This is a genomic window from Rhizorhabdus sp. P4_G5, assembly GCF_056401065.1.
Genome location: NZ_JBFUKB010000005.1, coordinates 472,827 through 485,200, shown reverse-complemented (window position 1 = coordinate 485,200; position 12,374 = coordinate 472,827). Strand labels below are relative to the sequence as shown.

The window sequence follows — 12,374 nt, the reverse complement described above, 5'->3', positions numbered from 1 at the left end:
TCACGCCACCCCGAGATCCGTCAACATCCGATCCCACTGGCCAATGATGGCACTCGGCTTGAACCGCGTACCGGTCGCCAATGCCGCCTTTCCCAGGCGGGCGCGAAGATCCGCATCGCTCAATAGTCGATCCAACGCCGCGGCCAGGCCGCCGACATCATCCGGAGGAACCAGCAGGCCGTCATGCTCGTGATGGATCATCTCCGACGGCCCATAGTCGCAATCGAACGACACCACCGGCAGGCCCGCCGCCATGGCTTCGCCCAAGGCGTTGCCGAAGCCTTCATATCGCGACGACATCACGAAGGCGTCCGATTGTCCCACCCAGTGCCCGGGCGATCGGCTGTTGCCGCGAAGCTGGACCCGCTCGGAGAGACCATAGTCGCTGATCTGCCGTTCGAGCGCATCTCGGGACTCGCCTTCCCCCCAGATCGCCAGCGTCCATTGTGGATGCCGATCGGCAATCGCCGCGAAGGCGTCGATCAGCATATCGAAGCCCTTCTGCCACGTCAGCCGGCCAGTCGCCGACAGGACGAAGGATGAGCGCACAGGGCCGATAACCGGGGCGATCTCGATGGGATTCGGAATCACGCGAGCCCGGCATCGGGCTTTGGTGCCGATGCACTCGCAGCTTTTACGAGTCTGCATGACGATCGCATCGGCGCGCCAATGGAGCCGTGCGAGAAGGATCGTCCATAATCGGCTGGCGTGCTGCAGACGAGGATTATTGCGCTCCGACACCACGACGCGGCGGTCGGTGCCCAGGCTAGCGAGCAAGGTCAGCACGTTGATCTTCGTCAGGAAGGATATGGTGGCATCCGGCTTCAGCGCGCCGAGCGTTTCCTTCAACGCCCGATACCGCCTGACCACCGCCCGCAGTCCCTTCAGCCGCTTGCATCCCCCTGCGGAAATGCCGAGCCGCACGACCCGCACGGCCGGATGAAGACGGTGAAATATCGGAGCATCAGGAGAATCGAAGGCGACGATCGTTATGATTCGACCTCTCGCGGCCCAGTCGCTGGTGAGCAGGCTGATCACCCGTTCGGCGCCGCCGGCGCCGAGGCCCGCGACCACCAGCGCGATGTGCGATGGCTTGCCGACCATCAGCGCGGGTTCGACGGCATGAACTACCGCAAGATCAGCTCTCGACACGGGTTCGCCCGAATTGCCCGACAGGCCGGGTGGACGCCCGCCGCCGTGCCCGCGCGGGGAACACCGTCAATTCCAGCGAGACGGCGACGGCAAGCAGGACCGGAACTGCCCATAGCCGCGCGTACATGTGCGGGCTCGCCATCGACGCGATGATGAAATTGCACGTCACCGACAGGGCCAGTGCCGTCGCGAGCCGGTCGCGCGGATAGGCGTTGACGGCCGCGGCGAGCAGCACCGCCAGCAGCACCATCCATCCGACCAGGGAGATCAGCCCGCCCTCGACCCAGAGCAGCAGGTACATGTTGTGTACCGGAGCGCCGAGCGCGCTGATGACCCGATATTGATCCGCGCCGACGCCTACCAGCATATGCTGCTCGACGAGGCCCCAGGCTTCGCGCATCAGCTGCATCCTGCCTTCATAGGTGCCGGCTTCGGATATGTCGCCCCTACCAATGGCCCTGCCCACGCGGGCGACGAAGGTTGCGGGAAGGCTGAGGCCGAGGTCGACAAACACTCCCAAGCCCAACAGGGCGCTCGCCCCGGCCACGGCGACCGATCGCGGACTTGGCCAGATGTTGCCGACCGCCATGAAAATCGCGAGAGCTGCAACGCAGCTGACGAAGGCGGTGAACGAGGCGCTGAGCATCACTCCCAGGAGGAGGACCGCGAGCCACAGCATTGTTGCAACATTCCCGACATAGCCCTTGGCGCGCAGGAAGATGACGAAAGGAACCGTCATCGCGAGCACCGCCCCGTTCCAGTTGGCATCGCCGGTGAACCCGCCCAGACGCCGGCCGCCGGACAGGAAATCCTGCCCGAACAGGTTCTGCGCGTCCTCGAAGGTTCCGGTGTAGGTGAAATAGACCAGCGCGCCGAACAGGTTGACGGCAAAGACGCCCCATATCATCGCCTTGATCATCGCGACATTCTGCTCGGGCGATCGCCGCAGAAGGATCATGGGCAGGACAACCCAGGCGAAGAGATATTGGCACGAGACGATCAGCCACCGCGACGGCGCCGGCCCATCGATCGAACCGATCAGCAGGCCGGAGACCAACATCACGAAGCCGCACATCCAGATGGTGGTCAGGAATCGGAACGGCTCGAGAGGGATGCCGTCGCGGTAGGCCAGCCGCACGAACCCCAACAGGAACAGCGCGTCGCTGAGGGTGAACATGATGTCGTGGGAGGGACGCCATGTCAGATAGCTGGACAGGAAGATCGCAGCGATCACGGCATGTGGCATCGGCTCGTCGCCGACGGTGTCTGGCCAGGCCATGGGCATGTTCGAGGGCATCAGCGTGCCGCCGCCGCGGCGGATGAGGTCGATTTTTCCCGATAGACCGCCTGATGGAACACCCGCTGATAGGGCCAGCGCTCGAACAGCGCATGTGCGAAATGGGTCAGCAGGAAGGACGCCGCGAACACCGCGATCGCGAACAATGCCATCGAGAGCGCAATGTTGTCGGTGAACAGGCCGTAGCGCACGAACATCGCGCGAAGCACGAAATAGGCGAAGGGGTGCACCAGATAGAGGCTGTAGCTCACGGTTCCGATATAGCGGAAGACCGGCCTGTCCAGCGCCCCGGCCGTAAGGCTGCCTTGCTGCAAGGCAAGGTAGAAATAGGTGCTGAGCGAAACGAGGATCGGCAGCACCACCGGGTCCTGAAACTGCGACCATGTCGTATAGTCGAAATGGGCGCGGCTGGCGAACCAGATGACCAGTGCGAGGCTTGCCGCCTCGGCGACCCGGGAGACCGCCGTCGCCTGTCGATGGGGCCTGAAGCTGAGCCGCAGGGCCAGCCCGATGATGAAATAGCAGGTGATCGGGAAGGCGATGAGGAACGCCAGAGCAGCGCCGACGGACAGGGCGCCGGCTACGGCAGTGCGGCGCTTGACTCCAAATGTCACCACAAGCGCGGTAAGCGCGTAGAAGCATATCTCGAAGCTGAGGCTCCATGCATTGGGCGTCAGCTGCTCCGTGCCCGTGAAAAGGTTCACGAACAGCAGGCCGGCGATGACCGTGCGCAGGTCGTTGAGATTCGGATAGGCGTTCGTCACGGCGTTGAGCGCCACGAAGAAGAGCGAGAATATGAAGAACAGCGGATAGATGCGCACGAACCGGCGCAGCGCGAATTCGCCCAGACTATATTTCATGACGCTCGGCAGGATCACGAACCCGCTGATCACGAAGAAAATCTCGACGCCGAATGTGCCGAGATACCAGGGATGCTCGACCAGCGAGACATAGTTCGCATTGCCGGCATAGATATGGCGGGCGGTGCCGCCGGCGATATGGGCCGCGAGGACCAGCACCGACGCTACGCCGCGCAGCCCGTGGGCAGCGACGTTGAACTCGGCCGAGCCGGTCCGCGCCTCCGGCCTCGCCGGGCCGTCGGTGACCATGGTCCTCGTCGATACGCTCTGCTCGGCATTCGTTGCCACGATGGAGATGCTCCCCCAACCCGTCCTTTCGGAGCGGTCGAGGGAGCACCATATCGCGCAGTTTTTCGGCAAAACACCACTCTTCCGAGATCATTCGGCCTCGGAGGAGGCATCGCGGCCGCTCGAAAGGCGTGCTTTGCGCCTTGCCCACGAGCTACGCTATGGCAGGTGTTACGCCGCCCGGCTCAGGCAAAGATGAAATCCGCAGCCGAGAAGCTCGCGGCATTCAGGGTGCCGGCGGGATCCTCGACGACGATGCTCATCTTGATGCCGGTCGATGTGACGACGTCGAGCCCTACTGCTCCGCTCGCCAGGTCGTGGGCGTAGACGGTGCCTGCACCGCCGCCGGCCCGGTAGCTCCCGACACCGAGCTTCTCGAGGACGATATGATCCAGGCCGTTCTCGAAGTCCTCGATATGGTCGCCGCCATCGAGAGCCCCCGCCCCCTTGAACACGAACCAGTCGGCGTCGCTGCCGCCCCAGAGCCGGTCGCTACCGAGTTCACCGAATATTTTGTCGAAGCCGCCGTCGCCGTGAATCTGGTCGTCGCCCGCCCCGCCGAGCAACAGGTCGGTACCGGCGCCGCCATATATGATGTCGTTGCCCGCCTCACCGTTCGCCGAGTCGTTGCCGTCGCCGGCATCGAGCCGGTCATCGCCGGCACCGGCCTGGAGGTTATCATTGCCAGCATCGCCGGAAAGGGTGTCCATGCCATATTCGGACGAGAGGGTGTCGTTGCCTTCTCCGCCCGTCATCAGGTTGTTGCCATCGCCGCCGTCCACCCGGTCTGCGCCGAGGCCACCATGGACATGGTCATCGCCAGCCTGTCCTTTCAGGCTATCATTGCCCGCTTCACCGAAGATCGTGTCATTGCCCGCGCCGCCGCCGACCGCCTGGGTTGTGAGCTTCCCGGTTGCCGGATTGATCTCGTTGAAGAAGCCGTCGTCTCCGTCCCCCGCATAGATGAGGTCATTGCCATAGCCACCGTCGAGATAATCGCGGTCCCCGCCGCCGCTAAGCGTATCGTTACCCGCATCCCCCAGGATCTGATCGTAACCGCTGCCGCCTTCCAGCAGATCCGCATCGTCACCCCCCGAAAGCACGTCGTTCCCCAGGCCGCCGACAAGGTGGTCCATTCCCAGCGCCCCATCCAGGGAATCGTTGCCGTCGCCGCCATCGACCAGATCGGCTCCGACGCTGCCCTTTATGAAATCATTGCCCGCTTCGCCAAACAGGCTGTCATTGCCTTCGCCGCCATTGATGTAATCATTGCCGCCACCGGCGCGCACCACATCATTGCCCGCCAAGCCGCTGATCGTGTCGACGCCGATGGATCCGATAATGGAATCGTTGCTTGTAGTACCTGTGTACAGTGCCATGCCCTGCCCCTTCCCGTGGTAGTGCCGCCTGCAGCGGGCGGCGGTTATCTCTGGGAAGGATCGGCCTAACCTACGCTAGGACTTTGAGCCGGCGCGACCGGTTTGCTGCGGCCGGATGGGCGACAGAACATCATAAGTTAAACATATTGATCAGCGTCTTGTGCCGCCCTGCCGCATCGTAAAGGGCGGCGAATGCCTGGCGCGAGCCAACAGATGCCTCCGACAGGGCCCGTACCGCAGAAGCACTACTCCTCCTCGGCTGTGCACCTGCGCCGATGGGCAGGCTGATATCCGCTGTTTCTGCGCTACAGCATCAACCGACCGATCCGCCTTGCGGTGCTGGAAGACATCGGACTCCCCAAGCATCGCAGCTGCGCACTGATCGAGCGTTCGCACAAATGGGGTAATCGATGGCGGTGTTAGTGACAGGTGCTGCGGGGTTCATCGGCATGCACTGCGCGATCCGCCTGGTGGAACGTGGCGAACGCGTCATCGGCATCGATAATCTCAACGATTATTATTCCGTGGGCCTCAAGCATGATCGGCTTTGCAACATAGAGGTTGCGGGTGGAGACTTCAGCTTCTCGGCCTGCGACTTTGCCGATCATACCGCGCTCGACGAAGCGCTGGCAGGCGAGGACTTCGACCGGATCGTCCACCTGGGCGCGCAGGCCGGCGTCCGCTTCTCCTTAGAAAACCCTCGCGCCTATGCACAGAGCAACCTGATGGGCCACCTCAACATCCTCGAACTGGCCCGCAGCCGCAAAACCCGCCAGCTCGTCTACGCCTCGTCGTCGTCGGTCTATGGCGGCAACGCGACCCTTCCCTTCCGTGTCCAGGACCAGGTCAACCAGCCGCTCTCGCTCTACGCAGCGACCAAGCGCGCCGACGAACTGATGAGTGAAACCTACGCGCACCTCTACAGGCTGCCGCAAACCGGGCTGCGCTTCTTCACCGTCTATGGACCCTGGGGCCGCCCCGACATGGCGCCCTGGCTGTTCACCGACGCCATCCTGCGCGGGAGACCCATCTCGGTTTTCAACAATGGCGACATGGGTCGCGACTTCACCTTCATCGACGATATCGTCAGCGGCGTGATCGCTGCGCTCGATCATCCGCCAGCGGATGACGGGCTCGAGAAGGCCGGCGGCAGCCGCACGCCGCACGCAATCTACAATATTGGCAACAGCAGACCGGAACGCCTGGGCCATTTCATCGACGTGCTGGAGCAATGTTGCGAACGCCCCGCCATTCGCGAAATGCGGCCGATGCAGGCCGGCGACATGAAGAACACTTTCTCCGACATCAGCGCGATCGAGCGCGACCTGGGGTTCAGGCCCGCCACTACGCTCGCTCAAGGCGCGCCGAAGTTCGTGTCGTGGTTCCGCGAATATCATCAAATCTGAACCACCTGATCAGCCAAGGGGTTATCTTATGCGCATCGCGATGATCGGAACTGGTTATGTCGGCCTCGTTTCTGGCGCCTGCCTGGCGGACTTCGGCCATATCGTCGTCTGCGTCGACAAGGCGATCGACAAGATCGAAGCCCTGAAAAACGGTGTCATGCCCATCTACGAACCCGGTCTCGCGACGCTCGTCGCCAGCAATGTCGAGGCGGGCAGGCTTTCCTTCTCGACGGACATCGCGCCGGCGGTAGCTCAGGCGGATGCAGTGTTCATCGCGGTCGGGACGCCATCCCGTCGGGGGGACGGCCATGCCGACCTGAGCTATGTCTTCGCCGCCGCCACCGAAATCGCGCGCGCTCTGGTCGGCCGGACGGTGGTCGTCACCAAGTCGACCGTGCCTGTGGGAACAGGCGATGACGTCGAACGCATCATTCGGCAAGAAGCGCCTTCGGCAGCGGCCTGGGTGGTATCCAATCCCGAGTTCCTGCGGGAAGGCGCCGCAATAGAGGACTTCAAGCGCCCGGACAGGATCGTCGTGGGAACCGACGACCCCGAAGCTCGCCAGGTCATGCAGGAACTCTATCGGCCACTGCACATCAATCAGTCGCCGCTGATGTTCACCGGCAGGAGAACTGCCGAACTGATCAAATATGCAGCAAATGCCTTCCTCGCCACCAAGATCACCTTCATCAACGAGATGGCGGATCTCAGCGAGGCCGTCGGTGCAGACGTACAGGACGTGGCGCGTGGCATCGGGCTGGACAACCGCATCGGCACCAAATTCCTGCACGCCGGCCCCGGCTATGGCGGATCCTGCTTTCCGAAGGATACGCTGGCGCTGCTGAAGACGTCGGAGGATTTCGGGTCCCCGCTCCGGATCGTGGAATCGGTGGTGAAGGTGAACGACGTCCGCAAGCGGGCGATGGGACGCAAGGTCATTCGCGCCATGGGCGGCGACGTGCGCGGCAAGCTGGTCGGGATCCTCGGCCTCACCTTCAAGCCCAATACCGACGATATGCGCGATGCTCCGTCGATCGCGCTCATTCAGGCGCTTCAGGATGCCGGGGCGATAGTGCAAGCCTATGATCCTGAGGGCGCGGAACAGGCACGGCCGCTCATGAAAGACGTGGCGTTCCTGTCCGATCCCTATGCCGCCGCCGAGGACGCGGACGCCATAGTCATCGTCACCGAATGGGACGAGTTCCGTGCACTCGACCTGCGACGCATCGCGTCCTTGATGAACGACCCTGTCCTCGTCGACCTGCGGAATATCTATCCGGATCATGAAGTCCGCCGCGCCGGCATGAGCTACACCGGCATCGGACGAGCTTCGGCGGAGGCATTCGATCGCAAGCCGGCGGTGCCCAGGCTGCGCGTGGCCGCCCTCGACTCCTAGAGCGGCTGCCAACCCGATTGCGCCGGGTCGGCCGCCCCATGTTGCTATTTTATCGGGAGTTCCCAGTTGCAAGATGATTTCACCTGACTGGAAATCGCTATAGCTCCGCCGCTCTTGGTCAGCTGAGAAGGCTGGTCGCCAAGCCGGCTATCGCGACGTTCCTGGTTGCCCAGATCGCCGCCTGCGTGCGGTTGAGGATGTTCAGCTTGCGCAGGATCGTCCGCACCTGAACGCGCACCGTCGCGACCCCGATGCTGAGACGGTTCGCAATCACCTTGTTGGAGGCACCGTCAGCCAGGCACCGCAAGATATCGAGTTGCTGCGTCGAAAGTCCGGCATGGCTGGCCACCATCGACTGACCACCGCGCGTTCCCAGCATCGCTGCCAGCGACCCTACCAGTGGCGAAGGTATGAATTTCTCACCGCCGGCGAGCAGCGGGATCATCAAGACCAGCGCGCCGGGCTTGACGCTCCACAGGATCACGGCGTCCACGCCGGCGGCGAAGGCGTTCTGCAGCTCGGCCGGCTCACAGTGGTCGCTCAACAGAGCTATCCTCGCGTCGGGTTCGCGCATACGAATGTCCGCGACGGAGGCGAGGCCGAACGCATCAGCAAGACTATCGATCAGGATGACATGTTCCGCCCTGCCGCTCCGCGCAACGCGTGGCGCTCCTTGCGTCAGCGCATCAGTCTCGACCGAGAAACCGTGGGCGCCGAGCATCTGAGCCAGGCTGGCCCGTCTCATTTCCGAATTGCTCAAGACAGATACGAAGATCTGCCCAGGAAGCGAATCCGGGAAGGTCGATGAACCCTCACGTCTGACCGGCACGTCCGAGCCTAGTCGCATCCCTGCTGCGGCTGTGTATCGACCCAAAAGGAATACCCCGATTTAGACAGCTAAGCTTACACTGAACCTCACCGCCATCTAGCACGCGCCATTCTATCCACCAATATCTTTACGCCTAATCTATGTTAGTTAACGATTCTGGGTTGATCGACTCACCATTCTGCACTCGATACAACCGATCCAACCCCAATCTTTCCAGTTTACTTGCTATCATCAATTACAAAATAACATTCATCTATTTGGCAGTTCTATCCACCTGGATTGCCGCACAGCCCCTCCATAAAGGTCATATTTTGCGGTCTGGCGGAAATCTCCAGGGGTAAGGTGCAGTTGCGCTTTGGGCGCGGCTTCGCATCTCATCCATTCACTTCTGCGATTTGGATGGGATGGGATCGGCTCAACGACGGTTGGCGATCCTACCGTCGCCCCTGCGAGAGCATGGCGCCGCTGCCCGACGGATGTGTGACAGGCCGCGCGGGTCAAAGGGGGGAACGCGCGGCCTGTCAGCACGATGCGGCCGGAGCTTTTCAGCCGCATGGCAGGGCAATGCCGTGACCTGGATACATCATCCGCTCCAGGGGCGGGCATCCGCATGGGGAGTAATACTTGTGCCGCAGCGTTCGAAGGCAGCCGGGCGACAGCCTCACTTCCGATCTATTGCGTAGCCGGCGCGGAATGCGCGCTTATCGAGTCCAGCAGGTGGCGCAATTCAGGACAACGCCGGCTCTGCGCTACAGCGAGCACTGCGGGCCGCGCGAAGAAGAAGCCCAGACGAGCGGCGCTGTCTTGCGTGAAGCGTTCCACGATCGCCCGGGCAGCGGCAGGGCCAGGCTTCCAGACTCCCCGATAACCGATCGTCAGGGGACCGACGGCGGCACCTTCCATCTCGAACAAGGTTCCCAACTCACGCGCGCGATCGCCGTTACGGATCAACAGGCGGCATGGGCCCAGCGTAGCGGCAACGGCCGGGCCAGGAGCAAAGCTCTCCATATCGATCGAGAAGCCCCTCGCTCGAAGGGTCGCCGCGATGTCACGGCTGAGATGGTACTCGTCGACATGGGTCGATCGCTGCTGGAGCCACAGCTTCGGAGCGACCGTGGCGATCAGCAACGCCATGATCGCCGCCGGGCTAATGATGGCGCGTGACAGCGACAACGCCTACTCCTGTCACTGCGATTGCCGCCGCGAAGCTCGCCAGGCCGAACAGAGCCCCGCCCTGCCCCACATGGAAATATTCGAAGTGGCTGGGAAAGCGCGCGATCGTCGCCAGTCTCAGGATGTTCACGATCGCCATGGCGGCTGCCGACGCGACACAGACCGAGAGGAGTGCCGGGCTAAGCCTCAGCTGCAGCATCTGAGTGACCACCACGAACAGCAATATGGACAGCGACATATTGTGCAGCGACGAGCAGCCGAGAGCGACATATAAGCGACCGGCGCCGCCGAACAGGTCGACGACATTACCCTGTACGCTCGAGCCTGCGATGGCGGCAGCGAGATGGGCATCCCATCCGAGCAACATCGGCCCAAAAAAAGCCAGCAGCAGACGCCCCCAGATCAGCGGCCCCGTGAGCGCGACCATGACGACCGCGACGCGCCGGGTCGCCGATGCGCTCGCCGATGTGGCGAGGAGGTAGGCTCCGCCGAGAAGCACAGCGATGGCGCCGCCGAAATTGAACGGAATGGCGGCTAGGATCGCCATCGACGCGAGCACCGGTCGGTCCAGCGGCGCCAGCGCTTCGACCTTGTCGGTCTTGCCGGCAATCACAAGCATGACGATCAGGGCGAACCAGATGATCGCACTCACCCCGCCTAGCGAGAGCAGTGCGCTTGCCAGGCTTTGGCCGTGCAACGCGGTCGCCAGCTTGCCGGCCAGAGCATTTACAGCGGCGATGCCACCGATGATGGCGAATGCCTCCGCCCGGGCATTGAGGGAGGGCAGCCAGCGGATCGGCCGCTTCACGTCAAGCGCCGGCCGCAAGGCTCGGAACGGATCTTGCGCACCGGCCTACAGGGCCGATCAGGATGACGGGCTGCATTGTCTTCCGCATGGATCGAGCCTGACGCTGGTGTAGAGAGCCAGCAGTAGGCGCCATTCAGATTGTTTTCACATGTGCACTGTGTGTAACTCTAAGTTTCCAAGCGTGACCGTTGCCGAACTAAATCACAAGAACGCAGGCAGGCTAGCCCTGGGTCGTCGCAATTTCCCAAATCACCGTGACCACGATGAGGAGTGCGACAGTACCCGTCCATCTGGATGCGCCCGTATTCATGTACGGATCGACCGCACTTCGTATGACGCAAAATTGATGATGTCCCCATTGACGGATATGAAGAATACTCATCGTACACTTCCTTATATTATGTCACTATTCGCCCGTATTTATTTTAAAGATAGATAGCTTCGGGATCGCTATCCGGTCTATTCGAGACTAGATGGCCGTGCATGCGATCCTGATCTATATGAAATCGGAGGCCGTCACCGCGCCCGGCGCCAGGTTGGCGATCTGGATCGCCGAATCTGCCGTGCCGTTGCCCGTACTCGAATAGAAAAGGAAGGTATCGTTCCCGACCGCCAACGCGGCCACTTCGCCATCGCCAGCGTGCCCGTTGAAAAGTTGCTGTGCCGCGGCGGCCGCAGCGGTGAAAGAGGATTGCACCGATCCGGTCAGGATGGCCACCGGGTTATACCCGACGTGCAGTCGATCGGCACCATCCTGGAAGTCGCTGATGACATCGGCTGACGCGCTCTCGAATTTGGCAGAGTTCCCGCCGAAGATGAAATAGTCCACGCCGGCGCCCCCGGTGAGATTATCAACGCCGAGGTCGCCGCTGATCACATCGTTTCCCTCACCGCCGACGATCGAGTCGTTACCTCGACCGCCGCGCAGAGAATCGTTGCCGAGCCCTCCGTCGATAACATCATTGCCGAGATTGCCGTTGACGGTATCGTTGCCGCCGCCGCCGACAATCGCATCCTCATTGGCGCCGCCATTGATCCTGTCGGAGCCCTCTCCTCCGTCCAGCGTATCGTTACCGGCATTGCCTTGCAGATAATCGCTTCCGTCGTCCCCGGAAATCTTGTCGGCGCCGTCGTTGCCGCCATTGGCCGATTGCCCGTAAAGATGGTCGTTGCCTGCTCCGCCGGATAGCGTGTCCGATCCTGCCAGGCCGTACAGATTGTCGTGGCCGCCGAGCCCCACCAACAGATCGTCGAAAGACGAGCCATTCATGTTGTCGTTACCCGACAGGACAAGGTTCAATACCCCCGCATTGTCGTTGTTCGGCAAGAATGAATAGAACTGCGTAGCGCTCGTGGAGAGGCCGGTTATGTCCAGGGTCGCGCTGCCGTTCACCGAGACGTTGATGCCGGTGATCGTCCCGCCTGTGGGTTCTCCGCCGCTACCAAAGGTGAAGCCGACACCCGTGAATGTGTCGATTTCGCCATCGCCCATATCGAGCCTCAGCGACGTGCTCGAACTGGAGAGCACATCGGCGTCGAGAAGGTCCCCGACGGCCAGTTGATCGAGGCGCACCGCGGTTACCGTGCCACCAGTGAACTGTGCCATTTGCTATTCCTCCCTGTGTCGGCCGCCAGCCGCCGCCGAGCGCGCGCCCTCAAAAAATCGGGGAGAGGCCGAGTGGACTATATCCTCTCCGCCTGTCCGGCCCCTCTTCGGCAAAGGATAGCCGCTGGACATCACGAGGCCAGCGCTCGCACGGGGTAGTCCGTAATCCTGCAACAATAC

Annotated in this window: 10 protein-coding genes; 2 read left to right on the top strand and 8 right to left on the bottom strand. The window is 62.2% G+C overall.

Annotated elements, in window-relative coordinates; translation table 11 throughout:
• From AC1DQK_RS12140 to AC1DQK_RS12125, 4 genes are all read right to left on the bottom strand, one after another.
• Nucleotides 1–1,152, bottom strand: coding sequence for a glycosyltransferase family 4 protein (locus AC1DQK_RS12140; RefSeq protein ID WP_477870757.1), 1,152 nt, complete (start codon nt 1,150–1,152; stop codon nt 1–3).
• Nucleotides 1,139–2,431 carry an O-antigen ligase family protein gene (locus AC1DQK_RS12135; protein WP_477870755.1) on the bottom strand — a complete coding sequence of 431 codons (1,293 nt, stop codon included), beginning with the start codon at nt 2,429–2,431 and terminating at the stop codon, nt 1,139–1,141. Before AC1DQK_RS12135 ends, AC1DQK_RS12140 begins: the two co-directional genes overlap by 14 nt.
• Nucleotides 2,432–2,448: 17 nt before the next feature.
• Nucleotides 2,449–3,597, bottom strand: a complete 1,149-nt coding sequence (locus AC1DQK_RS12130) for an acyltransferase family protein (RefSeq protein WP_477870753.1) — start codon at nt 3,595–3,597, stop codon at nt 2,449–2,451.
• Between the two features lie 185 nt (nt 3,598–3,782).
• Nucleotides 3,783–4,976: a calcium-binding protein gene (locus tag AC1DQK_RS12125; RefSeq protein ID WP_477870751.1), complete on the bottom strand. Its 1,194-nt coding sequence runs from the start codon at nt 4,974–4,976 to the stop codon at nt 3,783–3,785.
• Between the two features lie 410 nt (nt 4,977–5,386).
• Between AC1DQK_RS12125 and AC1DQK_RS12120 the strand changes: the two genes are divergently transcribed.
• Nucleotides 5,387–6,382 (top strand): NAD-dependent epimerase/dehydratase family protein, encoded by a 996-nt coding sequence (locus AC1DQK_RS12120; RefSeq protein ID WP_477870749.1) that lies wholly within the window; start codon nt 5,387–5,389, stop codon nt 6,380–6,382.
• A 28-nt stretch (nt 6,383–6,410) separates the two neighbouring features.
• Nucleotides 6,411–7,778: a UDP-glucose dehydrogenase family protein gene (locus AC1DQK_RS12115; protein WP_477870747.1), complete on the top strand. Its 1,368-nt coding sequence runs from the start codon at nt 6,411–6,413 to the stop codon at nt 7,776–7,778.
• 118 nt (nt 7,779–7,896) lie between these two features.
• On the opposite strand, the gene AC1DQK_RS12110 is transcribed toward AC1DQK_RS12115, so the two are convergent.
• The 4 genes from AC1DQK_RS12110 to AC1DQK_RS12095 form a co-directional block, all read right to left on the bottom strand.
• Entirely contained in the window at nt 7,897–8,322 is a 426-nt protein-coding gene (locus AC1DQK_RS12110; protein WP_477870745.1) for a LuxR C-terminal-related transcriptional regulator, read from the bottom strand.
• A 957-nt stretch (nt 8,323–9,279) separates the two neighbouring features.
• Complete coding sequence (locus AC1DQK_RS12105; RefSeq protein ID WP_477870743.1) at nt 9,280–9,780, bottom strand: hypothetical protein; 501 nt, start codon at nt 9,778–9,780, stop codon at nt 9,280–9,282.
• Nucleotides 9,755–10,588: a hypothetical protein gene (locus AC1DQK_RS12100; protein ID WP_477870741.1), complete on the bottom strand. Its 834-nt coding sequence runs from the start codon at nt 10,586–10,588 to the stop codon at nt 9,755–9,757. The genes AC1DQK_RS12105 and AC1DQK_RS12100 overlap by 26 nt, the downstream gene beginning before the upstream one ends.
• 496 nt (nt 10,589–11,084) lie before the next feature.
• Nucleotides 11,085–12,080 (bottom strand): calcium-binding protein, encoded by a 996-nt coding sequence (locus tag AC1DQK_RS12095; RefSeq protein ID WP_477870739.1) that lies wholly within the window; start codon nt 12,078–12,080, stop codon nt 11,085–11,087.
• Nucleotides 12,081–12,374 lie beyond the last annotated feature (294 nt).

What these genes read in the sequence shown, in the direction of transcription:
- AC1DQK_RS12135 (WP_477870755.1), bottom strand. Translation starts at nt 2,431, where the DNA reads ATGGCCTGGCCAGACACCGTCGGCGACGAGCCGATGCCACATGCCGTG.
- AC1DQK_RS12125 (WP_477870751.1), bottom strand. Translation starts at nt 4,976, where the DNA reads ATGGCACTGTACACAGGTACTACAAGCAACGATTCCATTATCGGATCC.
- AC1DQK_RS12120 (WP_477870749.1), top strand. Translation starts at nt 5,387, where the DNA reads ATGGCGGTGTTAGTGACAGGTGCTGCGGGGTTCATCGGCATGCACTGC.
- AC1DQK_RS12115 (WP_477870747.1), top strand. Translation starts at nt 6,411, where the DNA reads ATGCGCATCGCGATGATCGGAACTGGTTATGTCGGCCTCGTTTCTGGC.
- AC1DQK_RS12095 (WP_477870739.1), bottom strand. Translation starts at nt 12,080, where the DNA reads ATGGGCGATGGCGAAATCGACACATTCACGGGTGTCGGCTTCACCTTT.